The sequence below is a fragment of the Mucilaginibacter celer genome, assembly GCF_003576455.2.
GTDB classification, from domain to species: domain Bacteria; phylum Bacteroidota; class Bacteroidia; order Sphingobacteriales; family Sphingobacteriaceae; genus Mucilaginibacter; species Mucilaginibacter celer.
The window spans coordinates 3,037,211-3,063,615 of the sequence record NZ_CP032869.1 but is presented as its reverse complement, the minus strand read 5'-3'; the positions used below and the strand labels follow the sequence as shown (position 1 = coordinate 3,063,615).

General features: G+C 43.4%; 24 protein-coding genes and 1 other RNA gene. 7 read left to right on the top strand and 18 right to left on the bottom strand.

Going from position 1 to position 26,405, the window contains the following annotated elements; translation table 11 throughout:
• Window positions 1-60: 60 nt before the first annotated feature.
• Both HYN43_RS12110 and HYN43_RS12105 read right to left on the bottom strand, forming a co-directional pair.
• Window positions 61-1,962 carry an OmpA family protein gene (locus HYN43_RS12110; protein WP_119409593.1) on the bottom strand — a complete coding sequence of 634 codons (1,902 nt, stop codon included), beginning with the start codon at window positions 1,960-1,962 and terminating at the stop codon, window positions 61-63.
• A gap of 40 nt (window positions 1,963-2,002) precedes the next feature.
• Window positions 2,003-2,626, bottom strand: coding sequence for a 7-carboxy-7-deazaguanine synthase QueE (locus tag HYN43_RS12105; protein ID WP_119409592.1), 624 nt, complete (start codon window positions 2,624-2,626; stop codon window positions 2,003-2,005).
• Between the two features lie 318 nt (window positions 2,627-2,944).
• Here HYN43_RS12105 and HYN43_RS12100 point away from each other — a divergent pair, with 318 nt between their 5' ends.
• Window positions 2,945-3,709 (top strand): hypothetical protein, encoded by a 765-nt coding sequence (locus tag HYN43_RS12100; protein WP_162996431.1) that lies wholly within the window; start codon window positions 2,945-2,947, stop codon window positions 3,707-3,709.
• Window positions 3,710-3,722: 13 nt separating this feature from the next.
• Window positions 3,723-4,061 (top strand): Rieske (2Fe-2S) protein, encoded by a 339-nt coding sequence (locus tag HYN43_RS12095; RefSeq protein ID WP_119409590.1) that lies wholly within the window; start codon window positions 3,723-3,725, stop codon window positions 4,059-4,061.
• 106 nt (window positions 4,062-4,167) lie between these two features.
• Here HYN43_RS12095 and HYN43_RS12090 read toward each other — a convergent pair whose 3' ends face one another.
• The 4 genes from HYN43_RS12090 to HYN43_RS12075 all read right to left on the bottom strand — a co-directional run bounded on the left by HYN43_RS12090 (window position 4,168) and on the right by HYN43_RS12075 (window position 8,310).
• The gene (locus HYN43_RS12090) at window positions 4,168-5,049 is read right to left on the bottom strand and encodes a bifunctional 5,10-methylenetetrahydrofolate dehydrogenase/5,10-methenyltetrahydrofolate cyclohydrolase (protein ID WP_119409589.1); all 882 of its coding nucleotides are present in this window, start codon (window positions 5,047-5,049) and stop codon (window positions 4,168-4,170) included.
• An 89-nt stretch (window positions 5,050-5,138) separates the two neighbouring features.
• Window positions 5,139-6,926: a translation elongation factor 4 gene (lepA, locus tag HYN43_RS12085; RefSeq protein WP_119409588.1), complete on the bottom strand. Its 1,788-nt coding sequence runs from the start codon at window positions 6,924-6,926 to the stop codon at window positions 5,139-5,141.
• 74 nt (window positions 6,927-7,000) lie between these two features.
• Window positions 7,001-7,762: a CPBP family glutamic-type intramembrane protease gene (locus HYN43_RS12080; protein ID WP_119409587.1), complete on the bottom strand. Its 762-nt coding sequence runs from the start codon at window positions 7,760-7,762 to the stop codon at window positions 7,001-7,003.
• Between the two features lie 5 nt (window positions 7,763-7,767).
• Window positions 7,768-8,310 carry a zinc ribbon domain-containing protein gene (locus tag HYN43_RS12075; RefSeq protein ID WP_119409586.1) on the bottom strand — a complete coding sequence of 181 codons (543 nt, stop codon included), beginning with the start codon at window positions 8,308-8,310 and terminating at the stop codon, window positions 7,768-7,770.
• Window positions 8,311-8,420: 110 nt separating this feature from the next.
• Here HYN43_RS12075 and HYN43_RS12070 point away from each other — a divergent pair, with 110 nt between their 5' ends.
• Complete coding sequence (locus HYN43_RS12070; protein WP_119409585.1) at window positions 8,421-9,296, top strand: fructosamine kinase family protein; 876 nt, start codon at window positions 8,421-8,423, stop codon at window positions 9,294-9,296.
• Here HYN43_RS12070 and HYN43_RS12065 read toward each other — a convergent pair.
• The 8 genes from HYN43_RS12065 to HYN43_RS12030 all read right to left on the bottom strand — a co-directional run bounded on the left by HYN43_RS12065 (window position 9,293) and on the right by HYN43_RS12030 (window position 15,658).
• Window positions 9,293-10,918, bottom strand: coding sequence for a hypothetical protein (locus tag HYN43_RS12065; protein WP_119409584.1), 1,626 nt, complete (start codon window positions 10,916-10,918; stop codon window positions 9,293-9,295). The genes HYN43_RS12070 and HYN43_RS12065 overlap by 4 nt on opposite strands.
• A 113-nt stretch (window positions 10,919-11,031) precedes the next feature.
• A complete protein-coding gene (locus HYN43_RS12060; protein WP_119409583.1) occupies window positions 11,032-11,499 on the bottom strand; it encodes a lipocalin family protein in 468 nt (155 codons plus the stop codon).
• A gap of 98 nt (window positions 11,500-11,597) precedes the next feature.
• Complete coding sequence (locus HYN43_RS12055) at window positions 11,598-12,980, bottom strand: sigma-54-dependent transcriptional regulator (protein WP_119409582.1); 1,383 nt, start codon at window positions 12,978-12,980, stop codon at window positions 11,598-11,600.
• Window positions 12,981-13,161: 181 nt separating this feature from the next.
• Window positions 13,162-13,546, bottom strand: an RNA gene (rnpB, locus tag HYN43_RS12050) — RNase P RNA component class A.
• A gap of 128 nt (window positions 13,547-13,674) precedes the next feature.
• Window positions 13,675-14,091: a c-type cytochrome gene (locus HYN43_RS12045; RefSeq protein ID WP_119409581.1), complete on the bottom strand. Its 417-nt coding sequence runs from the start codon at window positions 14,089-14,091 to the stop codon at window positions 13,675-13,677.
• Window positions 14,088-14,738: an SCO family protein gene (locus HYN43_RS12040; RefSeq protein WP_119409580.1), complete on the bottom strand. Its 651-nt coding sequence runs from the start codon at window positions 14,736-14,738 to the stop codon at window positions 14,088-14,090. Before HYN43_RS12040 ends, HYN43_RS12045 begins: the two co-directional genes overlap by 4 nt.
• Window positions 14,738-15,148: a hypothetical protein gene (locus HYN43_RS12035; protein WP_119409579.1), complete on the bottom strand. Its 411-nt coding sequence runs from the start codon at window positions 15,146-15,148 to the stop codon at window positions 14,738-14,740. The genes HYN43_RS12040 and HYN43_RS12035 overlap by 1 nt, the downstream gene beginning before the upstream one ends.
• A 42-nt stretch (window positions 15,149-15,190) precedes the next feature.
• Window positions 15,191-15,658 (bottom strand): DinB family protein, encoded by a 468-nt coding sequence (locus HYN43_RS12030; RefSeq protein ID WP_119409578.1) that lies wholly within the window; start codon window positions 15,656-15,658, stop codon window positions 15,191-15,193.
• A 300-nt stretch (window positions 15,659-15,958) separates the two neighbouring features.
• Here HYN43_RS12030 and HYN43_RS12025 point away from each other — a divergent pair, with 300 nt between their 5' ends.
• Complete coding sequence (locus HYN43_RS12025; protein ID WP_119409577.1) at window positions 15,959-17,320, top strand: GH1 family beta-glucosidase; 1,362 nt, start codon at window positions 15,959-15,961, stop codon at window positions 17,318-17,320.
• Window positions 17,321-17,441: 121 nt separating this feature from the next.
• Here HYN43_RS12025 and HYN43_RS12020 read toward each other — a convergent pair whose 3' ends face one another.
• The 3 genes from HYN43_RS12020 to HYN43_RS12010 all read right to left on the bottom strand — a co-directional run bounded on the left by HYN43_RS12020 (window position 17,442) and on the right by HYN43_RS12010 (window position 23,084).
• Complete coding sequence (locus HYN43_RS12020) at window positions 17,442-19,478, bottom strand: tetratricopeptide repeat-containing sensor histidine kinase (protein WP_162996430.1); 2,037 nt, start codon at window positions 19,476-19,478, stop codon at window positions 17,442-17,444.
• 225 nt (window positions 19,479-19,703) lie between these two features.
• Window positions 19,704-21,734: an ATP-binding protein gene (locus tag HYN43_RS12015; protein ID WP_162996429.1), complete on the bottom strand. Its 2,031-nt coding sequence runs from the start codon at window positions 21,732-21,734 to the stop codon at window positions 19,704-19,706.
• A gap of 168 nt (window positions 21,735-21,902) precedes the next feature.
• Window positions 21,903-23,084: an acyl-CoA dehydrogenase family protein gene (locus tag HYN43_RS12010; RefSeq protein ID WP_119411216.1), complete on the bottom strand. Its 1,182-nt coding sequence runs from the start codon at window positions 23,082-23,084 to the stop codon at window positions 21,903-21,905.
• Window positions 23,085-23,467: 383 nt separating this feature from the next.
• Between HYN43_RS12010 and folB the strand changes: the two genes are divergently transcribed.
• Window positions 23,468-23,827, top strand: coding sequence for a dihydroneopterin aldolase (folB, locus tag HYN43_RS12005; protein WP_119409574.1), 360 nt, complete (start codon window positions 23,468-23,470; stop codon window positions 23,825-23,827).
• Window positions 23,828-23,829: 2 nt separating this feature from the next.
• Window positions 23,830-25,227, top strand: coding sequence for an FAD-binding oxidoreductase (locus HYN43_RS12000; protein WP_119409573.1), 1,398 nt, complete (start codon window positions 23,830-23,832; stop codon window positions 25,225-25,227).
• A gap of 153 nt (window positions 25,228-25,380) precedes the next feature.
• Here HYN43_RS12000 and HYN43_RS11995 read toward each other — a convergent pair whose 3' ends face one another.
• The gene (locus HYN43_RS11995; protein WP_119409572.1) at window positions 25,381-25,827 is read right to left on the bottom strand and encodes an acyl-CoA thioesterase; all 447 of its coding nucleotides are present in this window, start codon (window positions 25,825-25,827) and stop codon (window positions 25,381-25,383) included.
• A 136-nt stretch (window positions 25,828-25,963) separates the two neighbouring features.
• Here HYN43_RS11995 and HYN43_RS11990 point away from each other — a divergent pair, with 136 nt between their 5' ends.
• A complete protein-coding gene (locus tag HYN43_RS11990) occupies window positions 25,964-26,404 on the top strand; it encodes an Hsp20/alpha crystallin family protein (protein ID WP_119409571.1) in 441 nt (146 codons plus the stop codon).
• The last annotated feature ends 1 nt before the right edge of the window (window position 26,405 follow it).

Sequence of the window (26,405 nt, the reverse complement as noted above, 5' to 3'; positions counted from 1 at the left end):
TTTAGAGTTTATATTGATTTAGTTTATAGTGCTTTTAGCTTTCTGCCTTAAGCTTTCCGCTTACTTAGCTATAATCATAAATTCGGTACGCCTGTTTCGAGCCCGGTCGTCATCGGTTGTGTTTGGTGCAATGGGTTGCGTTTCTCCGTATCCTTTATAAACCAGGCGCGATGCCGCAATGCCATGTGCCACCAAATATTGATAGACCGATTTTGCCCTGTTTTCGGATAGTACCTGGTTGTTTTGGTGTTGCCCAACATTATCGGTATGGCCCGAAATCTCAACCCGCACAGTTTTGTTCATCTCTAAAAAGTCAATCAACTTTAACAGCTCGGCTTTTGATTCGGCTTCCAGATCAAATTTATTGGTATCAAAAAAGATGTTTTTCAAAATTACCTTATTACCAACCTCAATAGGCGAAAGAAATACAGCGATATCAAATGGTTTGTTAGCCTTGTAGTTTCGCAGCGAAAAGTTTTCCGAATAAAACAGGTAGCCGCTTTTTGAAATATTAAGGCCATAGTTTTTGCCCGACGTTAGCGTAGCCAGGAAATCGCCAAGTTCTTCGCCGCTGTAATCCTGGTAAACAGGGGTATTGCTTTGCAGATCGATAATCTCTACAGCAGCTTCCAGCGGTTGTTTGGTTTTGATGTCCTTTACCAATCCCTTAACATAGGTGACTCTGCGTGGCCGCACGTTAACCGGTAACTCAAATTTATAGATATCATAACCGCCGAAACCATTCAGGTTATTAGATGAGAAAAAGGCATAATCGCCGGTGGCCGTTAACGACAGGCCGCCCTCATCGCCGTTGCTGTTAATGGGGTAGCCCAGGTTTTCGGGTTTTTGCCATTTGCCATCCTTGCCCATGCGGCTTACAAATAAATCTTTATTGCCCATTCCCGGCCAGCCGTTACTGCTAAAATACAAAGTGCTGTCGTCGGGATGTATAAAAGGCGATTGCTCATTGTACGCGGTGTTAATGTTTGGGCCCAGATTTTCGGGTTCGCTCCAGCCTTTATCGCTCAGCGTACTTTTCCAGATGTCATAACCGCCATAGCCACCCTTGCGGTTACTTACAAAATAAAGCGTACGCCCGTCGTAGTTTATTGATGGCTGCGATTCCCATCCGGGGGTATTTACGGGGCCGCCAATGTTAAAAGGCTTTGCCCAATCATCGCCTTTTTTCTGTACAATAAAAATATCGCAGCGACCTAAACCATCTGGGCGGTTACAACCGGTAAAAAACAGGTACTTGCCATCCTGCGATATCGACTGTGCACCTTCGTTATATTTTTCGGTATTGATCTGGCTGCTCAGGTAAGTAGCGGTATCCCACTTGCCGTCTGTTTTATCGCTTTTATAAAAATCTTCGTTGTTGTTTATTTTACGGGTAAATATCAGCATCCGCTCGTCTGCTGTTGCTACCGGCAGGTACTCGTCGTTAGCGGTGTTTATTTCGGCACCCATATTAACGGGTTTAAAAGGCACCGGGTGTTGCATTGCCTGTATGCTGAATTTAGCATCGGCTAAAAGTTTTTGCGCATAAGTGCCGCTTTCAATAGGGAGACCGGTGTAGGTGAGATATTTTTCGAGATGTAGTTTAGATTGGGGATAAAGCGCTTCGTTTATTTCTATTTCGCCAAGCTTTAAATAAACAGCGCGGTTAAATTCGGGGTTTTGTGCAATAACCTTTCCGTATTGTTCAATAGCTTCCTTGTACAGGCGTTTCATCCGGTACAGGTCGCCAAGTATGGCGCGGGCATCTATAAATTTCTGATCTTCTTTAAGGGCTTTCTGGATATTTTCGATGGCTTCATCGTACAAATGGTCATCAATGTTTTGATTAGCCAGCGAGATGAAATTGAGCGCCTCTTTGTTGGTGGTAGAGTATAGCTTTTGTTGTGCCCATACACTAACAGACAGCAGGAACGACAACAGGAAAGCTAAAGCAACCCTCATTTGTTTTACGGTAAATTAATAACACCGTAAGTTACAAATATTATGGAATATTGAGGTATTTGTGTGTTTGTAAAGAAATTTCCCACTGCGGGTTTTCTTTCACATAGTCAACAATAAGTGGGGTCATTTCTTTTGATTTTGACCACTCGGGTTGCAGGTACAGCTTGCAATCGGGCGATACCATTTTAGCGTGATACTCGGCCCATTCAAAATCCGATTTATTGAAAACGATCACCTTCAGCTCGTGTGCGCATTCGGCCACATGCGGGGTGGGCGCCTTGAATTTTTTTGGCGAGAGGCAAATCCAGTCCCAATCGCCCGAAAGGGGATAGGCACCCGAAGTTTCGATAAAGGTTTTAATACCTTTTTCGTGAAGTTGGTGGGTAAGGTAATCTAAATTGTAAATAAGTGGTTCTCCGCCCGTAACCACCACCGCTTTTGCCGGATGCAGGGCTGCATTAGCTACAATGGTATCCGCCGCAGTAAGCGCATGCAACTCGGCATCCCAGCTCTCCTTAACATCGCACCAGTGGCAACCCACATCGCAACCGCCGAGGCGGATAAAATAGGCCGCTTTGCCGGTATTATATCCCTCGCCCTGTATGGTGTAAAACTCTTCCATTAAAGGAAGCAGGGAGCCGTCGTCTGGTATTTGGTGTGCCATAGTAATTTGAGGGTGCAAAGGTAGTTAAATAAGCTGAAAGCCTAAAGCTTAAGGCTAAAAGCATTACAGCAGGATGAGATAATGACATTGCGTTGATTTAGCTATCAGGCTGAAAGCTTAAAGCCGATTGCTAAAAGCATCAAAGTGGTAAAATGATAATGACACGGTGTTGATTTGGCTTTCGGCTTTCGGCCTCCTGCTTTTAGCTTTTTAACTTTGCCGTTAATCATTTAATTACGTAGTTTTAAACGAACCAATTAAACCGTATTTCGTAAAAATGAAATAATCATCTATTCACCGCTTAAAACCGACGCGCGTATGAAAAAAATTTACCTTCCTTTTGTTTTATTGGTAATGTTATGCTGTAGTTCGTGCGTGGATATTGAAGAGCGGTATGATTTTCAGGACGATGGCAGCTGTAAAGTAACCTATGGTTTTGATATGAGCCGGGCTGTATCGGTATTGGTTAACCTCATGGCCGATTCGGTAAAGGAAACGCCGCAGTTTAGTTTGGTTAAGGATACAACGCTTAATTTTTACAGTGCTATCCCCGATAGTTCACAGCAGAAATTAAGTCCGGGAGAAATTGAACTGGCAAAAACCAGCGAGCTTTCGGTTAACATGAATTTGAAAAGGAGTGTGATGAAGGTTACCTTAAATCATACGGCCAAAGACGCTAACGACTTGCAGTACTATCTGCAAAATGTATCCAAAATTGCCCTCAGCAGCCAAATCAACGCAGTTACATCCAATGATAAGGCAAATAAGGCCATTGATGCGCGGCAAATGGTGGCCGGGCAGGACTATTACTCGTACGATATTACGCCGCATAAATTTTATCGCATTATTGACAAAGCCAAGTTCAACGCCTTCCTGAAAAAAACAAAGGCAACTTTTATGATGGCCAAAGCTATGCTGATTGATATGCCCTACAAGGTGATCCTCAGGTTTGCCCACCCGGTAAAAAAAATCGATAACTCAAAGGCCGTACTCTCGGCCGACAGGAGGGAGGTTACCCTCGTTACCAGCATGGACGAGGTGATCCGCAACCCCAATGTAATGAATCTGAAAATAGATTTTTGATCTGTACTGTTTTATGAAATGGTATAAGATTGAAGATGTGCCCGCAGCAGATCAGCCCTTTATAAAGAAAGTAAAAGCAGGTGGCAAAAGTATCTGCCTGGTTGGTTTTGAAGAAAAACTTTACGCCACATCAGCCAAATGCCCGCATGCCGGTGCTGATATGAGCGAGGGCTTATGCGTACGCAAAATGATAGTATGCCCATATCATCGTTACACTTACGATTTGGAAACAGGCAAAGGCGGCGAAGGCCAAAATGATTTTATCGAAACTTATCCGGTTGATGTGAGGGAGGAAGGCGTATTTGTTGGAGTTGCCTCGTTTTGGGATAAGATGAGGGGAGGGTTTAAGTGAGACGCACTCTATAATAACGTCATTGCGAGGCACGAAGCAATCCCGAACTATACAGGGCGAATCTGCTAATCGGGGATTGCTTCGTACCTCGCAATGACGATAATGTTTATTTATAAACCTCTTTATTAGCCGAAGCCAAAGTATTCTTCAACAAACCAACAATGGTCATCAAACCTACGCCTCCCGGTACCGGGGTGATCCATGATGATTTTGGTGCCACGTTCTCAAAATCAACATCACCGTAAAGCTTAAAGCCCGATTTGGTAAGTTCTGAGGTTTCGCGGTTCATACCCACGTCAACTACCACTACGCCTTCTTTTACCATATCGGCAGTGATAAAATTCTTTTTGCCGATGGCTACAATCAGTATGTCGGCATCCAGCGTAAATTTCTTGATATCGGGCGTACGGCTGTGGCAAATGGTTACCGTGCAGTTGCCCGGAGTGGTGTTGCGCGCCATTAAAATACTCATTGGCGAGCCCACAATATTGCTGCGGCCAACAACTACACAATGTTTACCGGCTGTTTCAATGCCGTATTCCTTAAGCATTAAAGTGATACCATAAGGTGTAGCCGGGATAAACGATGGCAGGTTGCGCTGCATGCGGCCAAGGTTAACCGGGTGAAAGCCATCCACATCCTTACGGTGGTCAATACGCTCGGTTACTTTTTCAGGGTCGATATGTTTTGGCAACGGAAGCTGAACAATGATGCCGTCGATATCAGGATCGGCGTTCAATTCTTCAACTTTCTTCAATAATTCATCTTCAGTTACATCATCTTCATAACGCACCAATGATGATTTAAAGCCAACCTTTTCGCAGTTTTTCATTTTGCTGGCTACGTAGGTTTCGCTGCCCCCATCATGACCAACCAACACCGCTACAAGGTGCGGTTTCCTGCCGGTTTTCTCCAATATTTTAGCTGCTTCTTCAGCTATTTCAACCTTAAGTTTTTCTGATACGTATTTTCCGTCTAAAAGCTGCATATTATCTGGATATGAGACGTGAGATGTGAGATATGAGAAAAATGAAATTGTTTAATCTCAAATCTCTCGTCTCAAATCTCGCATCTAAATTAATCTAATTTCAAAACCGCCATAAACGCCGATTGCGGGATCTCTACGTTACCCACCTGGCGCATGCGTTTTTTACCTTGTTTCTGTTTCTCCAATAATTTACGCTTACGCGAGATGTCACCACCGTAACATTTGGCGGTTACGTCTTTACGTAATGCTTTCACTGTTTCACGAGCGATGATCTTGGCTCCGATAGAAGCCTGGATAATGATCTCGAATTGCTGGCGTGGCAAAAGCTCTTTCAGTTTCTCGCAGATCTTTTTACCAAAATCGTACGAGTTACCGCGGTAGATTAGTGATGACAGGGCATCCACCGGCTCGCTGTTCAGGCGGATATCCAGTTTTACCAGGTCCGACTGGCGGTAGCCAATCTGGTGATAATCAAATGAGGCATAACCTTTCGAAATCGTTTTCAGCTTATCGTAAAAATCAAATACAATCTCACCCATCGGCATCTCAAAAATCAACTCAACGCGCTCGGATGTTAAGTAGGATTGATTGGTGATGGTACCACGTTTCTGGATACAAAGCGACATTACCGGGCCAACAAATTCTGATTTGGTGATGATGGTTGCCTTAATATAAGGTTCCTCTACATAATCAATTTTCGAAGGATCGGGAAGATCTGAAGGGTTGTTTACAATCAGCTCATCGCCTTTTGTTGTATGGGCCAGGTATGATACGTTGGGTACGGTGGTAATAACCGTCATGTTAAACTCACGCTCCAAGCGTTCCTGGATAATTTCCATGTGAAGCATACCCAAAAAGCCGCAACGGAAACCGAAGCCCAAGGCTGCGGATGATTCCGGTTCAAAAACCAATGAAGCATCGTTTAACTGAAGCTTAGCCATTGATTCGCGAAGTTCTTCATAGTCTTCGGTATCAACCGGGTAAATACCGGCAAATACCATTGGTTTTACCTCTTCAAAACCCTGGATTCCCTCTTCACAAGGGCGATCAACGTGGGTAATGGTATCACCTACTTTAACCTCTTTGGCTTCTTTAATACCCGAGATGATATAGCCTACGTCGCCGGTTTTAATTACATCCTTAGCCAGCGGGCGAAGCTTCAGCGTACCTACCTCATCAGCCAAATATTGCTTTTCGGTAGCTACGAATTTTACTTTATCGCCTTTGCGGATCTCGCCGTTAACCACTTTAAAGTAAGCGATAATACCGCGGAAAGAGTTAAATACCGAGTCGAAGATTAACGCTTGCAGGGGTGCCTTAGGATCACCAACCGGTGCCGGTACACGTTCAACAATAGCACGTAAAATATCATGCACACCCATGCCTGTTTTGCCCGAAGCTGCCAGAATTTCTTCGCGTTTGCAGCCAATCAGGTCAACAATCTGGTCTTTTACCTCTTCGGGCATAGCGCCCGGAAGGTCCATTTTATTGAGGATAGGGATAATTTCCAGGTCGTTTTCTAACGCAAGGTAAAGGTTGGAGATGGTTTGCGCCTGGATACCCTGGGCAGCATCAACAATCAGTAACGCGCCTTCGCAGGCCGCTATCGAGCGTGATACCTCGTACGAAAAATCTACGTGTCCGGGGGTATCAATCAGGTTGAGCACGTATTTCTGACCGTCAAGCTCATAGTCCATTTGTATGGCATGGCTTTTTATGGTAATACCGCGCTCGCGCTCCAGATCCATATCGTCAAGCAGTTGTGCCTGCGATTCGCGCTGGGTGATGGTGTTAGTATATTCTAATAACCTATCGGCAAGTGTACTTTTGCCGTGGTCAATATGTGCTATGATACAAAAATTACGAATGTGCTCCATTGAACCGCAAAAATAGCTTTTTAGGATGATAATTTGGTATTGAGTTTATTAATTGCCGTTTTAATTGTTTGATGCTATAGCAATTCAAATAAACAGGCGGTTAAGTTAAAGCAAAAATGAATACAGATCCCGTACCAGATGGTGTTTTCTTTAACACGGGTATAACCCAGTAATAATGCGAAAGGTATTAACCAAAATAAAGAAATGAAACTGAAATGGATAATGGCAAACAGGAATGCCGACATAAAAACGGCCTGCCCGGTATCAGCAATGTTTAATAAGTTTTTAAGCAGATAGCCTCTGAAGCCAAGCTCTTCGAACAGGGCGGGTGTTACCGCCAGGAAAAATATCAGCAAAAAAGCACCACCCGGCAAGCCTTTAAAAGTTGAATAATAATCGCCATCGCGCGAGAAAACGGTTACATTGATCCAGGTAACGGAGTAATGAACTATTACACCGCCTATCATGGCAATGGCGCAATAACCGGCCAGTTTTTGCCACGAAAATGAAGGCCAGCGCAACAGTTTTTTACAATCATCCCAGTTATAAGCAAAAAAAATGACGGCTGTACCGGCAATAACAACTTCAACGATCAACGACCAGCCAATGTCTTTAAAATAATTAACAAATGATGATAGCGCGCAAACCAGTATGTTGATGCCGTAAAACAGCGCGGCCTGCTGTAGCTGCTGCCAGTTATTCGGGCGGCTTTGTTCGGCATTTATTTCTGATTGCCGGTGACCGCAACTGCCACAAAACCTTACACTTATAAAATTGAGTGCCCCGCACTGGCTACAGTACCTTGTTTGAGATATTTCCTGCTCTTCGGTAATCAAAAGTGTTAAGCGATATTATTTTCTTTACGAATTTTTTCTACGTCCATGGCAGATTTAATACCTCTGATCATGTAACCAATGATGATGATCTTAACGAGTATTCCCTGCAAAAGGCTTGTAGGAGAAACCACGGCGTTCAAAACCTGTACAATAACATAAAGCGAGAGGCCTGATACGAGGCAGGCTAAAGGTTTACGCTTACTATAGCTGCCCAATACCAAAAATATAGCAGCCATGATAATATTGGTGATAACTACAGCCACAACGTCGGGGTCGTCTTTATGAAGACCGAAATATATCAAAGCAGCAAATACAAAAATACCCGAGAGGTAATACAAGGTATTTGTAGCCTGCCTTAATGATTTATTGTAGGTAAACAGATCTATTTCCTGTATCTCGCGCTCCGAGATAAAGTGGTTTTGCTCGGTTTCAGTACCTTTTACAGGATAACCGCATTGCGTACAAAAGGTATCTTCCGCTTTAATTTCGGTATTACAGTATGTGCATCTTTCGGCCGGTACAACCGCTGCAGGAATTTGATTTTCCATTGAATTATTGTGATAAGGACTAAATATGAACGTAGATAATTATTGAAATTTAATTAAGAGATAAAAAATATATTTTAGTTGAACGGTATTAACAACTTTACCAATAATCTATGGTTCAAAATCTGATTCCTGTTTCGCTGATCAATAATCTTCAGAACAAGCTCGATATAACGATAACCGGTGTTAATACAGTTAGCGGCGGAGATATAAACCATCTATACAAATTGCAAGGGGCTGATAATGATTATTTGTTAAAGTTGAATGACAGGTATGCTTATCCCGGTATGTTTTTAAAAGAAAAGGAAGGCTTATCAGCAATCAGCAAAACTGCCTCGGTAGCAGTTCCCCAGATTATTTTACAGGGCGATTTTGAGGCTTATAGTTATTTGGTTTTGCAATGGATTGATGCGGTACCGGGGAACAGCGCATCATCGGCAATGCTTGGTACCCAACTCGCTCAAATGCATGGTAACACCGATAGCCGCTTTGGTTTTTTTGCTGATAACTATATGGGGTCATTAGCGCAAAGCAACAGATGGCACAATACCTGGAGTGGTTTTTTTATTGAAGAACGCCTGCAACCTATGGTTAAAATGGCAGTTGATAAAAATGAATTAACCAAAGCAGATGTACGTTTATTTGAAGAGGTATATAAAAAGCTCCCCTCACTTTTTGATGAAGAGCCACCATCGCTTATTCACGGTGATCTTTGGTCTGGAAATTATCTCATCGGTACTGATGGTGTTCCATACCTTATTGATCCGGCTGTGAGCTACAGTAACCGCGAGTTTGATATTGCCATGACAACCCTGTTTGGTGGCTTCGATAACGTTTTTTACCAGGCCTATCACGAGGCGTTCCCTTTACCGAAAGGCTGGCAGCAACGCCTCAAACTTTGGAATTTATACCCTTTGCTTATACACGTAAACCTGTTTGGCGGCGGCTATGCCCGGCAGGTGAGGCAAAATCTCTCCTCGTTTATTTAATTTACAGGTTCAACAATAACCGGCGTTTCAGATACATTTACGCTTAACTTGCCATTATTGGTATCAACTGTTTGTTTAGCTGCATCATTTGCTCCGGGTGTTAAGGTATAAATGTTTGCCTTTGCCGCAGCTACATTAAGCACATAGTTGGCAGTGCGCCCTTTCTGGTCGGGCACGGCTAAAATATACATGGTTTTTGAACCGGAAACGTACTTATCAACCAGCGGATCTGTATTTATGGTGCCGGCATATTTATAATTCCCCAGCAACTTGTTTGCCTGCAAAATATAATCGGCAGCGGGGCGGCGCTTACCGTTTTCGGCCAGGCCCGATGTTGCATATTGTACATCAGCATTTGGGGTATCATCTAAAAGCTGGTAAAAAAACAAGCGCTGTATGCCATGACGCATATACAGTAATGATGTGCGTAAAATCCAATCGCCCTGGGTTTCAAGCGGCGTTTTATTACCTATGTAGGAGGCTTTCTGGTAGCTGCCCTGGTTAATATCATAGCCGGCCTCGGTTACCCAAACGGGCACGGGCTTGCTTAACGATTTTGCAAGTTTTACAAACTCATCCGCAATTTCGCCCGCCATGGATAATTCGGGCGCTACGCCGGTGGTCGATTTAGCGTGGGTTAAAATATTACCGTTGTTACTGTAGTAATGATAGTTAATTACATCAAAACATAAATTAATGCTGCCATCAGCCCGGTAGCCGCGGTTTGTTTTGCACCATTCAATCATCTTTTTAACAAAGTTAATATCGCATGTTGCTAATCCGCCCATTACTACCAACATAGCTGGGTCGGCCTGTTTTACACCCACATCTTTACCCAATTTACCGAGGTTGCCATCATAAAACGCCGACATATTGGCTGCATATTCTTCGGCGGTTTGTTCGGTTGCCGGGCCTTTCCACCATTTATCGCGTTCGTTATCGCACTCAACATATTTTACCAGATCCAATCCAATTTTTATTTGGTTGGGCGGGTCATTCGGCCAGCGGGTGCTTGCATCAGCTTTAACCAGATTTCTATCAATATTTTTATTGGAACCATAACGTGCGGCAAACTGAAAAGCCATGCGGGCCTGATTGGTATAACTGGCAGGATCCGATTTGTTCAATCCATAGGGGAGAGGGGCATTCTCCTTATCCTGCATATCTTTAGGATAAGTATCTACAATCCAGGGCGGACAGGTTTTTATATCAGCCAAAACAAAAATACCATCCTGCTTGCAACGGGCGTAAATCAAATCATAATCCCAGCTGCCATCATGCGCCGGACTGAAAGTATAATTGCCTTTAGTACTCTCCATTCGCCCCCAGTTAAGATAATGCCTGATGCCGCTGAATGATTTAATGAGCGACATGTTGGTTTCGTAAATGGTGCTTTTAAGATTAGGATTCGCCGGATCCTGTAAAAAATTCCACTCGTAAGTGTTTACGCCAAACATGTTTTTGAGTGGAACTATAGATGGAGCCGATGTAAGGACTTTATTATTTGGAAAAGCCTGGCTGTTTCTTTTTACACTGTCAGCAGGCTGTGTATGGCAGCGGTTAAGCGATAGGCTGAATAATGATAAGGTTACCAGTATTTTATAATGAAATAGGATAGACATGCCTTTTTAGGATTTGTGTACTCAAGCTACAAATAATTAAGATTATTAAAAGACATAAAAAATGAAAAGCCCGGCAATGCGGGCTCAGGTATCTTTTCGAAATTTGTGGCTGATTACTTCACCTTCACATAAGTCTCAATTATCTCGTGATCTACCTTCAGGCTGTCAATCTTCTCAATACCTTTTTGCACCAGGGTATCGTTAGTAACGGTAAGCTTGAATTTAAAATCGCGGTTTTCCCAATCACGGGCATCGCAGTAGGCCAGGTGTTCGGTGTAATCGTCGCCGTTTAAGGTATAAGTGCCGGCGCCCGAAGAATAATATGGCTTAGCCGTTTTACCATGCACCAAATCGTGCGTAAAAAACGCGAAGTTGGTGGCGTTAAACATCTTAAACATTTCCTGGTCTTTTGGCGGGGTGGTTACTGTAGTGTCGCCTTTCTGGATGCTTTTGCTCGAGATAAGGTGCCAGGTGCCATCAAGCGTGGTTGCCGCTTTTGGTGTTTCGGTAACTTCTTTTGATTGATTGTTGCAGGCCGCTAAGGTTAATAACAAAAAAGATGCTAAGTAATAGGTTTTCATGCTGTTAATAAAGGTTATTGGATATACAATGATAGCATAAAAAAAAGCATAGACAATAATTTTGCCTATGCTTTTTAAAATAATTTCAAAAGTTATTATTACTCGCCTCTTTTCAAACCAAATTTTTCAATTTTACTGTAGAGGTGACTACGCTGAATATCGATATCATCAGCCGTTTTGGATACATTCCAGTTGTTTTTTTCGAGTTTGAATTTGATGTACTCGCGCTCAGCATAATCCTTGTACTCCTGGAAGTTATTAAACTGGTCGAAATCAGTTTGTGGCGCTGCCGCCGCTTCACCCGCAACCGCGGTAACCGGTGCCGATGGGTTAGCAAAAGCTTTTACATCGCTGTCGGTTATGATCTTATCGCTCAAAATAATTAAACGCTCAACCATGTTGCGCAGTTCGCGGATATTACCTGTCCAAGGTAATGATTTTAATGCTTCCAGCGCCGCATCTGAGATCTTTTTAACCGGCATGCCGTACTCGCTGCAAATCTCATCCAAAAAAGCCTGGGTTAACAGGGGGATATCGTCCTTACGTTCAATGAGTGGTGGCACATGGATCAGGATTACGCTCAGGCGGTGGTACAAGTCCATCCTGAAGTTGCCGGCTTCAATTTCTTTAAGCAAATCTTTGTTGGTTGCCGCTACCACACGTACATCAACATCAATTTCCTTTTCGCCGCCAACCCGGGTAATTTTATTTTCCTGCAGGGCACGCAATACCTTGGCCTGTGCCGATTGGCTCATATCGCCAATCTCATCCAAAAACAGGGTACCGCCATTGGCCGATTCAAATTTGCCTATCCTTTGTTTAATAGCCGATGTAAACGATCCTTTTTCGTGACCGAATAGTTCGCTTTCAATCAACTCGGAAGGAATGGCCGCGCAGTTCACCTCTATAATAGGGGCCGATGAACGGTGTGATTTTTCGTGCAGCCAACGTGCAACCAGTTCTTTACCGCTGCCGTTGGCACCGGTTACCAATACGCGGGCATCGGTGGGAGCTACCCTGTCGATAGTTTCCTTTATTTTAATTATTGCCTGCGAATCGCCTAAAATAGGGCGAACCTTAGATACTTTGCGTTTTAAAACTTTGGCCTCAACAACCAAACTACCACGATCAAGCGCGTTGCGAACGGTGATAAGCAGGCGGTTCAGATCAGGCGGTTTCGAGATAAAATCGAACGCGCCTTTTTTACTGGCCTCAACGGCGGTTTCAACCGTGCCGTGGCCTGATATCATGATAAAGGGCAGGTCGGGTTTAATGGCAAGGCCTTCGGTTAAAACCTCCATGCCATCCATGCGATTCATTTTGATATCGCAAAGTACCAGGTCGTAATCCTTTTTTTCAATAAGCTGTAAACCGTCAACTCCGTTGTCTACGTCTTCAACTTCATAATCTTCATACTCCAATATCTCGCGAAGCGTGCTCCGGATCGACCGCTCATCGTCAATTATTAAAATTTTAGCCATGTTTTATATTTAAATCCAGGTAGTTATGTTTAAGCGCTAATATATAGGGTTTGTATAGAAAAACAAACACTTTTAATGTGCTTAAAAGGTTTAAAAGGCATAAATGTTTGCCTTATTTTCAAATTAATTGCAAAATGTTTGCGATAAAATAAAAAACCCCTCGCTTTGCAGCAAGGGGTAATACAGCAGCAAACCTGTAAGCCGGGTTCTGTATTGCCAGTTAAGGCAACTTCTATCATTTATCTGGCCCTGTTATCACTAACAGGTTTAAACAACCTACCCATCCCAACGACCGGCCTTACGACCGATACGGGAGCGAGCAACTCCGCTTTCGGGACCTATTTGGTTTTTCAACTCCTGAGGTTTACCGTCATAGCCGGTCGCCCGGTTATGCCGTGAGCTCTTACCTCACGTTTTCACCCTTACCCACCTAAGCGGGCGGTATTTTCTCTGTGGCACTTTGCTGTCGCCGGCTGCCGGCGCCTTCCCGTTAGGAAGCAGGATGCTCTATGTTGCCCGGACTTTCCTCCGCCAAACAAGCTGGCAGCGATAGAACGTTTTGCGGGTGTAAAGATAGGGAAATTTGTTGGTGGTTCATGGTTCATAGATCATAGTTCATGGTTTTTGGGGAGGATTGCCCAAAATGCAAAATGCAGCTACCATGATCCATGAACTATCAACTATGAGCTAAAAGTTATTTACAATTCTTCAAATCGCCCTGCACCTGTTCAAGGTTAATGGTTCCCAGTTTGTTGCCGAACGAATTGGTGATGTAGGTAAGCACTTTAGCAATTTCGATGGGTGAAAGATCATCACCCTGCATCTGATCGTCAAAAACGCGGCCGTTGACAGTTATTTTACCTTCAAGGCCTTTTTGTACAAAACAGGCCAGTTTTGTTTTATTGTTCTTTAAATACGTAGAATCAGTAAGCGGTGGAATGAGCGACTGCAGGCCCAGGCCCTCCTTGCCGTGGCAATTTTGGCAATACTGCTGATAAAGCGCACTGCCGCCCGAGTAGTAACGGTTAAACTCTATCTCCTGTTCGTTTTGGCACGATGCGGCCAAAATAACCACCATCATAGCAAGCAAACCGCAAAAAACTAATTTCATTTCGCGCTGATTTGATCTGGTTCGGCTTTGAGGGTTTTGATATCGGCTATCAGTTTGGTTACCTCTGCAGGGTCGGTACCTTCGTAGCTGCCGCGGATGCGTTTTTGCTTATCAATCAAAATAAAAAAACCATCATGAATGTATTCGCCTTTCGGATTTTTTTCGGATACGCTTTGCAGGTAGTTTTTTGATATTTTATAAGTATCGCCCTTTTCGCCATGCAATAGCCACCAGGTGTTGCCGGCAATGCCAAGCTTATCGGCATGCCGTTTTAATACCGGTACGGTATCGTATTTTGGGTCGATAGTATGCGAAATGATCCTGAAATCGGCATCATCCTTAAACTCTTTATATACATTAAGCATATTGCGGTGCATAACCGGGCAAATAGAAGGGCAGGTGGTGAAAAAGAAATCGGCAACGTAAATTTTGCCGGCCAGGCTTTTTTCGGTAATGGTATCGCCGTATTGGTTTACAAACTTAAATGCCGGTATGGTGGCATATTCGGTATCCGTTACGGTTTTGCCGTTAACCGTTTTGGTAACCGGTGTTTTGTATCCCAATATAGGCAGCGCGGTTTTGTTATCGTTTGATTTGCAGGCATTAAAAAGCATTATTGCAATTACGCCTATCCATAGTTTCTTCATTATTTAACCGGTATTTGGGTAATATATTTAGTTGAGCCAGCTACAGCACTTGCAATTTGTGTATCTATTTTAACAATCAGTTTTTTTTGATCTTCAAGATAAGTCATAATCTCCTGGTGTGTTTTGCCCTTGTTTTCGGCATCAAAATTATGCATCCAGTCGCTCATGGCATTATCCGCATCATCAATTTGTTTGATATATGCTTTAGCCGTGTCCATATTCACAGCAGGCGAAGCGTGCTTAACAAGGCTATCAAGCAGCATTTTGTTTTTCATCAACTGCTCGTCGCTGGCCATTACCTTATCATGTACGGCAATTACCTGGTTTAAAAGGTCTTTTTCCTGTTTTTTGGTATCGTTGCAGGCGGATAACGCGATGCCGGCCAAAAGCGCTAAATATAATTTTTTCATAGTTTTTGATAGCCTGGTGAACCCTGCAAATATGCTAAATGTTTAGCTGTTTAGTAGTCTTAAATAATAACTATAATCTGTAATGGGTAAAGTTTGGGCACCGGCAAATTTTAGTTGCTGTCCTATCTGGGCCCTTGTATGAGTACCATGATTAATTACGTGGGTTATAATTTCGTTGAGTTGGTTTTCATAATAATCGCCGGCAAAGCTGTGATAGGGGATTACCTTATCAAAATCAGCTTCGCTCAACTCATCAATAAATGAGGTCCAGGCCTGGTGTCTCGGGCTAACCAACTGCTTGCATTGGTCGATGCTAAGCGGTTCGGGCCAGGGCGTGGTCATGGTAGGGGTGGCGAGGCTGCAGCGTTCAAGCCAAACCAGCTCGGTGGTAAGGAGGTGCGTCATCAGCTTTATGGTAACGGCGGGTGTGTCTTTATCGGCCATAGCCGTTAAAATCTGTTGGGTGGCAAATTTGTTGTAATCAAACAGTTTGATAAAATAGGCTTTCATACAACTCAAAAATAACAAACATACTCCAATAAAAAATTTGTATCTTGCTACGTGAAATAGGCTGGTTAACAATTATATAACATGGTTGTTATATTCAGCAAACATCTGCTTGCTACCTTTATGTTGTATCTAAAAGGCAATGTTATGAATTTCATTTTCAATATCACAAAATTGATCACCGGTTTTCGCCAGTGGATGATGCTTAAAAGTATGCGTTCATCGTTTATACATTAAGTTATCATTTTGTAGTTTTTCATTTATAAATATAATTGCACTTTTGGGCTTTTGTAGCTCAAATTAATGGAACTTACTGACCGGAATATACAATTAAGCAAGGATCTTTTTGGCAGCGACTTTGACTGGGGTGTTTCTACCGCCGCATTCCAGGTAGAGGGTGCACATGATGCAGATGGTAAAGGGCTATCCGTATGGGATGTATTCACCGCTAAAAAAGGGAAAATCCTTAACGGCGATCACGCCATTGAAGCCTGTGATTTTTATAACCGGTACGAACAGGATATCGACCTGATCAAACAACTCAGTATCCCCAATTTCCGCTTCTCTATCTCCTGGACCCGCATTTTACCCGATGGCACCGGCAGAGTTAACCAGGCGGGTATTGATTACTATAACCGGGTAATAAACTACTGTATTAAACAAGGCATTGAACCATGGCTTACCGTTTACCATTGGGATTTGCCCCATGTGCTTGAGGTAAAAGGAGGATGGACAAACCGCGAGGTTATAGGCTGGTTCAGCGAGTTTATCACTATTTGCGCTCAAAACTTTGGCGACAGGGTAAAACATTGGATGGTAATGAACGAGCCGGTTGTTTTCACCGGTGCCGGATATTTTTTCGGCATCCACGCGCCCGGGCGAAGCGGTATGAAGAATTTTACACCTGCCATTCACCACGTTACCTTAAGTATTGCCGAAGGCGGCAGGATTTTACGCAAACTGCTGCCCGCATCGGCACAGATAGGTACTACGTTTTCCTGCTCGCAAATTACACCGTACACCGATAAACCTAAGGACATTGCTGCTGCCGTACGTGCCGATGCATTGATAAACAGGCTCTACATCGAGCCTTTGCTGGGCATGGGTTACCCTATAGCCGACTTGCCTGCATTGCGGGATCTTAAAAAATACTTTTATCCCGGCGATGAGGATAAGCTGAAATTTGATTTTGATTTCATCGGCATTCAAAACTATACCCGCGAAGTGGTGAAACACTCGTTTTTTACGCCATATATCCAGGCCAGTATGGTTAAGGCCGAAAAACGGGGCGTTGAGCTTACAGCTATGCGCTGGGAGGTTTATCCGCCTTCTATTTATCACATGATAAAAAAATATGATGCATATCCCGGTGTAAAAAAAATTATCATTACCGAAAACGGTTCCGCTTTTCCCGATTCTGTTACCGATGGTGAAGTAAACGACCCGCAAAGGCGGCAATACCTGCAAAACTACATAGCGCAGGTTTTGAAGGCCAAAAACGAAGGCTGCAAAGTGAGCGGCTATTTTGTTTGGACATTAACCGATAATTTTGAATGGGCCGAAGGCTATCACCCCCGTTTTGGGTTAATTCACGTTGATCACGCCACGCAAAAACGAACGGTTAAAGCATCGGGCCGTTGGTATGGTGAGTTTTTGAAGGGATAATAAGGTTGAGCTGGAAAACCACATCCTGATAGTCGCTATCATAAATGCTGCCGGGGCGATCCGTAGAGACACGGATCGGAAGTAAAAATAGAAAACCATTTTTTTTCAAGGCTTTCAGCTTTTAGCCTTCTGCCTTTAGCTCTTCCTTCGGCAATGTAAAATAAAAGGTTGTACCGTTTTCGGTATCGCTGTCAAACCAGATGCGGCCACCATGTTTTTCGATGATCTGCCGGCAGATGGACAGCCCCAGGCCAAACGATTTTTCGCCTGCGGTGCCCGGGCGTTTGGCATTGGTGAACATGTTAAATACCTGGCCTTTAAGTTTATCAGGGATCCCTATCCCATTGTCTTTTACTGATATTTTCACCTCACGCTCCAACTCCTCGGCCTTTACCAAAATAGCCGATGCCACCGGACTGAATTTAATGGCGTTGCTGATGAGGTTACTGATAACCCGCCAGATTTTTTCACGACTGATGCAAATTTCCAATGGCCGACTTAAGGTTATAATGCTGATGATCTGTTGTTTTTCGGCAGCTTTAAAACGCAGCAACTCGGCGCTGTTGTTTAATAATGAATTAATTTCAACAGGCTCCTTATTTAACACAACCGATGTGGAATTGGTGGCTTCCAATATTTCGTTAATCAGTTCGATAGAGTTAAAAGAGGTTTCCCTGATCAGGTTGATCATTTCCTTTTGCTCGGCGGTATAATTTTCGCCGCTCATTACACTGGTAAGCGATGCTATACCGCCAATGGGGTTGCGCAGGTCGTGTGCTACGGTGCGCAGTATGCGGTCTTTTTCCTGGCTGTTAAGGCGTAACTCCTTAAGTGCCTTTTCCAGGTCGTGGTTTTGGCTGTTAATCTGGTTGTTGAGGCCGCCAAGCGTTTTTATATTCTTTTTTGATTTTTGCCAGTTGAAAAATATCAGTGAGATAATAACAATCAGCATAATGGCAAAAACACCGGTTACATTTAAATACAGGTGCTGTAGCTGGTTATTCTTTTTCAGGTTGTTAAACTCGTTGTCCTTTTCCAGGCTTTTAACCTGTTCGGCCACATCGGCTTCTTTTAATTTACGGCTGTTGCTGGTAATGGTATCTTTAAGTTCATCATACAATTTAAAATGCATCATGGCCCGTTGATGGTCGTTCATTTTTAAAAAGTAATGCGACATAAACAGGTGCCAGTCCTGCTCGGCATAGATGCTTTTTACGCTGTCAAACTGCAGGCCGATAGTATTAAGGATACTCAGTAACGAATCGTTGGCATTTTCTTTATCGTAAATGTCGGCCAGTTTTAATTCGGCATATTGGGCATCGTTATTATCATTACCCTTACGAAGGTTTATGGCTATGCTTTTTTTAAGCAAACCTTTGGCCTTGTCATAATTTTTTTGCTTAATGTAAATATCGGCCATATTGCCATAAATCACCCCCCGGGCTACTTCGCCCATTTGCGGCCTGTCTTTAAACCTGTCTTTATTGTTTTGCAGGTATTCAAGCGCCTGTTTGTAAAAGTACATGGCGCTGTCGGTCATCTGCTTTTTACTGTAGCTAAGGCCGGCGTTGTTCAGTAATTCCTGGCGACGATAAAAATAGTTGAAGTTACCATCGCAGGATGCCGTTTCTTCAAAACTCTTTTTAAAAAAACGTGCAGCCCGGCCATAATGCTCTTGTTTGTAAAGGATCATACCCATGCGGTAACTGTAATCGCCCAGTGTACAATCGTCAAGGTTGTTATTGGCAATCACCTTGCCGCTGTAAAAGTAGCCGTAAGCCTCGTTATAGCGGTGCATATCAAACAAAACATCTCCCTTTGATAAATGGGCCTGGCCGTATTCGTTAGTGAATTTTAATTTTTTCTCGGGCGTATCAAACATGTTCAGCATACTATCGGCATATAGCAGGGCCGTATTCCGATCATTTTTGATATGCGAATTGTAGTTGTAAACAAAAAAATAATAATTGTAAACCTGTTTAAAACCAAGGCCTGAAGAATGATGGAAGGCCGAATCGAGATAGTGCACCGCCTTTTCGTACTGCCCGTTATCATACAACTTATTTGCCGTGTCAGCTATGCTGTTGTATGCCGATGAGGATAATTGTCCGCCCTGTTGTTTTTTGCATGAACTGCCGGTTAAAAAAAAACAGGCCACAAACAAGCTTATCCATAAATTACAGGATAACCATACAGGTACGGAACTCTTATTTATAAACATTAAAAAGTACTAAATTATGGCAGGTTTGGCAGTATTATAAAGTTGGGTTAAACTAAAAATAATTTAAAAATTATCACAGCTTTTTTAAGAATATTGTTAATTAATTATCTATAATGAAATTTTTGATCTGATTTAAAAAGTTTAGCGATGTTACCCGGTTATTTAAACCTCCGTGGGGAGATAAACATGAAAGCTCGATCCGGTATTCACTTCGCTTTCCAGCCAAATCTTTCCGCTGTGTTTTTCAACTATCTGGCGGCAGATGGACAGCCCAAGCCCGAAAGATTTTTCGCCATCTGTGCCTGCCCGCTTAGCGTTGGTGAACATGTTAAATACCTGTTGCTGCAATTGGTGCGGGATGCCTATACCATGATCTGTAACACATAATTCAACTCCGCCGTCTTTTTCGGTTACATGCACATTTATTACCGCGCCTTTGGGGCTGAATTTTATTGCGTTACTGATCAGGTTGCTCATAACCCGCCAAATTTTTTCGCGGTTTATCAGTAGTTCGGTTGGGTTATCTAACAGGCAGAGTATAATTTCCTGTTTCTTTTCGGCGGCTTTAAACCGTAAAAGTTCTACGCTGTTACCAACCAGGCTGTTAATTTCCACCCACTCTTTATTAAAAGCAGCCGACGCAGTATTGGCCGCCTCTAAAATTTCATTAATCAGTTCGAGCGAGTTGAAAGAGGTTTCTTTGATGAGATTGATGAGATTGTTTTGTTCCTCATCGTTAGTATCCTCAACCATGGCCGTTGATAACGAGGCTATCCCACCCAGCGGATTACGCAGGTCATGGGCCACTGTACGCAGAATCCGGTCTTTTTCTCTGCTGGCCAGGTTAACTTCTTCAAGCGTATTTTCCAACTCAGTTTTTTGCAGCCTGATCTGGTTGTTTAATTTTTTTACAGCGATAACGTCTTTTTTTGAGCGTTTAAGATTGCGGAACACCAGGAAGATGATGATAACGGCCATCACCGAAAATAAAACAGCCAGGTAAATGTAAACAAGCTGCAGCGTGTTATGGCCCTTAAGGTTTTCAATCTGGTCCTGCTTATCAAAACTGGCCTGCTGCTGGCTGATATCCGTGCGCTTTAACGATAAAGCCCGCTTTGCTAACGAATCTTTTAAGGCCGAATAGTTTTGCAGGTAATGAAGCGCATTCTGGTCGTCCTGTTTTATTACATAATAGCTGCTCATTAGCTTATTCCAGCCGGTTTCGGCCTCTTCATTTTTCAGGGTATCAAGCTGGGTGCGCAGGGTTTGCAATATTTTAAACAGATCATCGGTTCTGTTGGTTTGCAGGTAAAGGCGGGCAAGCTTTATTTCGGTTAATTGCGCGTCGCGGTTATCATTATGAGGCTGCAGGTTTATGGCGATGCTCTTTTTCAGCAGCTCTTCGGCCCGGTTATAGTTTTTGGTGTTCAAAGCAACATCTCCCTGGTTACCATAAACTACACCACGCGCAACCTCCAGTTTTGATGGATCGTTGCCGAAACGTTTTGCGTTTACGTTAATATAATCAAGCGTTTTCTGCAGGTAAAGGCTGGCACTGTCAATATCGCCGCTATTTTTATAGCTTTCGCCAATGTTATCAAGCAGTTCCTGCCGCTGGTAAAATGACCTGAAATCATCGTGGTAAGCAAAACTTTGTTTGTAGCTTATTTTGAAGTAATTGGCTGCTTCGCGGTAATGCCCCTGTTTAAACAGCATCATGCCCATGCGGTAAGTATATTCGGCTAAAATGGCATCGTTAAGGCCACTTTTACCAATGTAATATCCCTGGTAAAAATATTTATAGGCATCATCGTACTGTTGCAGATCTGAGTAGGCATCACCTGCGGCAAAGCTTGCTTCGGCATATTGCTGCTGGTATTGTTTTTGGGTGATGCTTTTTTTTGCCATGGCTATCATGCTGTCGGCATAGGCTATGGCTACCTTTTGGTTATGAAGTTCTTTACGGTTATACAGAAAATGAAAGGCATAATAGCGGAACTGATCGGCCACGAAAGGCTTTTTTACGTACCTGTATGCTGAATCGAGATATTTAATGGCCTTGTGCGGATTTTTCCAAACGGTATTATATAGGGTAACGGTATCATATACCGGCTTGAATTGGGCTGAGTAATCGCCGGTGTCGTTGGTTTTGTCGGTACAGGAATTTAATAGCAATAGCCATACAATAGCCATCCAGGTAAACCGGAGACGTTGAAAATCTTTAAATCTGTTTAAGCTATTGGGGGTCGAAAACATTAACTGTGCAATAGCAACAAATATAAGGTTCGTAACTATTACGAACAATATTTATGTGTGTAAACAAAAGTTATGTTACTATTGACTAAATATACTGATTATCTGTTATTTGAAAGCATCCAGGCCCGTTACGTCCATACCGGTTATCAGCAGGTGGATATCGTGCGTGCCTTCGTAGGTTATCACCGATTCGAGGTTCATCATGTGCCTCATTATCGGGTATTCGCCGGTAATACCCATGCCGCCAAGCATTTGCCTTGCTTCGCGGGCAATGGTGATGGCTGTTTCAACGCTGTTTCGCTTTGCCATGGAGATTTGAGCAGGAGTAGCCCGGTTTTCATTTTTTAAATTGCCAAGGCGCCAAACCATCAACTGCCCTTTGGTGATTTCGGTTATCATTTCGGCAAGTTTTTTTTGTTGAAGCTGAAAACCGCCGATAGGCTTGCCAAACTGCTCGCGTTCTTTGGCATAACGCAGGGCGGTATCGTAGCAATCCATGGCGGCACCGAGAGCTCCCCAGGCTATGCCATAACGGGCCTGGTTTAAACACCCCAGCGGACCTTTTATACCTATAACATTGGGGAAAATATTCTCTTTAGGTACTTTAACATGATCAAAAACCAGTTCGCCGGTGGCTGATGCCCTTAACGACCATTTGTTGTGCGTAGCCGGGGTTGTAAAACCTTCCATACCGCGCTCAACAACGAGTCCGCGTATTTTTCCTTCCTCATCTTTAGCCCAAACAACGGCTATATCGGCAAAAGGCGAATTGGAGATCCACATTTTGGCCCCATTTAAAATATAATGATCGCCGGCATCTTTAATATTGGTGGTCATGCCGCCGGGGTTTGAACCATGATCGGGCTCGGTAAGGCCGAAGCAGCCCATCATTTCGCCGCTGGCCAGTTTGGGCAGGTATTTTTTACGCTGCTCTTCGCTGCCGTAAGCGTAAATGGGGTACATTACCAGTGATCCCTGTACCGAAGCCGTTGAGCGAATGCCCGAATCGCCGCGTTCCAGTTCCTGCATAATAATGCCGTACGATGTATAATCCAAGCCTGCGCCGCCGTATTCAACCGGGATTGTAGGGCCGAATGCGCCTATCTCCGCCAAACCTTTTAATAACTGCGACGGGAACTCGGCACGCTGGGCGTAATCCTCAATAATGGGGCTTAATTCCTTCTTTACCCAATCGCGCACTGAGGCGCGGATCAGCTTATGCTCGTCGGTAAGAAGTTCATCTAACAGGTAATAATCGGGAGCCTCGTACAGGTCTGTTTTAGCCATAACATTATAGTTGGTAAGCAAATATAACGGATTTGTTAGCGGTAAAAGCAAATGCAAAATGGCGTTTTTTGATGCCTGTGGGCTGTTTTGGGCTGAAAAGTAGGTTTAAATGATTTAAAGTGGGTTTTTGTTGAGAGAAAAAAATGAAAGAAATTTGAGCATTGGCGTATATTGACTCACCCCGACATCGCTACGCTCGTCGACCCTCTCTACGTTGCACGTTAAGAGGGTGCGGAAATTAAGTAAACAAGAAAAATTCTCTCTTTGTGCTTGCGCATATACGGGTGGCGACTATAGCGACGCCGGGGTGAGTAGGTTTTGCTGTTTAAAACTTTTTCATCCTGTCGGGGCCGTATTTACATGGTGTTATTTACATTTGACGCATGATCAATATAGCCTTGCAGGGCGCGGAATTTTTCGCGTACCATGGATTTTATCCCGAAGAACAAAAAATAGGTTGCCGTTTTGTGGTTGATGTAAATGTGGGTTTTATTCCTCCCGGCGATTTGCTGGAAGATAACCTGAGCAAAACCGTTGATTATGAACGCGTGTATATTATAGTATGCGAAGAAATGAAGCACCCGCGCAAACTGATAGAAACCGTGGGGCAAGCCATTATCGATCGCATAAAAAAGAAATATCCTTTTGTTGAAACGGTAGAAGTGGTTATCAAAAAACTTACGCCGCCTTTAAGCGGTAAAGTGGCGCACTCGGCCGTTATTATCAATTATAAAAAGGCCTGATTATGGAGTATAACAAAATAACTGAGGGTATATTAAATAGTATAAAAGCTATTGTGGGAGAGGAAGCTGTATTAACCGGACCCGAAAACCTCGAAAAATACAGCCACGACGAAACAGAAGACCTAATTTATTACCCCGAGGTAGTGGTTAAGCCGCAAAATCCTGAACGGGTTTCAGCATTGCTGAAGCTCTGCAATGAAAATATGATTTCCGTAACGCCGCGAGGTGCGGGTACCGGGTTAAGCGGAGGTGCGCTGCCGGTAAAAGGCGGTTTATTAATTGCAATGGAGCGCTTTAATAAAGTGCTTGAGATAGATGAGCAAAACCTGCAGGCCACGGTTGAGCCCGGCGTGGTTACCGAGGAATTTATGAACCAGGTAGCGGCCAAAGGCCTGCTTTACCCGGTTGACCCGGCCAGTAAGGGCAGTTGTTTTATTGGCGGGAACGTGTCGCACGGATCAGGCGGGCCGCGGGTGGTTAAATACGGCACCATTCGCGAATATGTGCTTAACCTGCAGGTAGTACTAACTTCGGGCGAGATTATCTGGACCGGGGCAAATACGCTTAAATATGCATCGGGATATAATTTAACCCAACTGATGATCGGCTCGGAGGGTACGCTGGGTATTGTTACCAAAATTGTAGTGAAGCTTATTCCGGCACCTACATTGGATGCTTTGATGCTGGCATCTTTCCCAACCAACGAAATGGCCTGCGCGGCAGTTTCGGCAATTTTTAGGGCCGGGATCATTCCATCGGCCCTGGAGTTCATGGAGCGGAAAGGAGTGGAGTGGGTAAAACAGCATGATGATATCGCTTTTGATTTACAGGATGGCATCGAGGGTTTTTTATTAATAGAAGTAGATGGTACCAACCAGGACGTAATTTTTGCCGATTGTGAAAAAATTAATACCGTACTGGAAGAGTTTGACTGCCTCGATGTGCTCTTTGCCGATTCATCGGCACAAAAAGACGAGTTATGGCGCCTGAGGCGTACGATGGCCGTATCGGTTAAATCAAACTCGGTTTATAAAGAAGAGGATACCGTTGTGCCCCGCGCAGCACTACCTCAGCTTATAAAAGGAATTAAAGAAACCGGTGCCAAATACGGCTTCGAATCGGTATGCTACGGTCATGCCGGCGATGGTAACCTGCACGTAAATATCATTAAAGCCAATATGAGTGATGAGGACTGGAACAATAAACTCAAATTCGGCATCCGGGAGATCTTTGAGTTAACCGTATCGTTGGGTGGCACCCTCTCGGGCGAGCATGGTATCGGCCTGGTGCAAAAGGAATTTATGCCAATAAAATATACCGATGCCCATTTTGCCCTTTGGAAGGGGATAAAGAATGTTTTCGACCCTAAAGGGATTCTGAACCCGGGCAAGATATTTTAGGTGGATGTGCAGATTTTAAATGTGCAGATATGCAAATGAAGGCGAATGTTATTGTAATTAAGCGTTTCTATTCATTTGCATATCTGCACATCTGAAATTCGCACATCTAAAGATCATTTGCACATCCGCACATCTGAAATCTGCACATCTGCCTCAATTCGTATTCAAAATCAACCGTGGCTCGTCGTAATTGATCATCCTGTGTCGCTCGGGCGTAGGTATAGGCACTGATTTATTGGCCGAGTAATCATAGCTGATACAAACCGTTTTGCCGGTGGTCACAATTTCCTCGCCCTGAGGGGTGATCTTCACAAGCACATGCATCATATCAAAACTGCTGTTACCTATGCGGATGGTACGCACATAGCAGGCTATGTTATCCTGTACGGTTAAGGGTTTCAGGTAATTAATCTCTGATCGGCCCAATATAATACCGGTATTGCTCCAATCCCAATCAATAATTTCTTTCCAATATCCTATGCGGGCAATCTCAAAATAGGTTAAATACACCGCGTTATTTACATGTCCGAACGAATCGATATCCGAAAAGCGGATAGGGATAGGCGTTTTATATTTGTAATCAGTAAGTTTTTCAGTCATTTTAGGTCATTTTGTCTGCCTTAATTAAATGTATGTGACTTTTTGTCTTTTAATTTAGGCGATTTTGCCGTTGGTACAGCAGTTGATTAATAGGTTGTGAAGTTAATAAAAACAAAACTTTTAGGAGGATATAACAATGACATTAGTAAAATTCAACAACGGCCTTAAAAATACTTCAGCTAACCCATTTTTTAGTGATGTATTTGATTCCCTGATCAATGATTCGTTTTTAAGCGATAAATTGATTGCCCGTGTGCCCGCCGTAAATATTGCCGAAACCGAAAGCGAATTCCACATTGAATTAGCCGTTCCCGGTTTGAAGAAAGAAGATTTCAAAATCAACATCGACAAAAACGTATTAAGCGTTGCTGCCGAAAAGAAAGCCGAAAACGTTGAAGAAGGTAAAAAATTCAGCAAACGCGAATACAGCTACAACTCATTTGTAAGATCATTCACTTTACCTGAAAGTGCCGATCAGTCAAAAATTGAAGCTGATTACGCTGATGGAATCCTGAAACTTACCGTAGCCAAAAGAGAAGAAGCTAAATTTCAGTCACGTGAAATTGCTGTAAAATAAT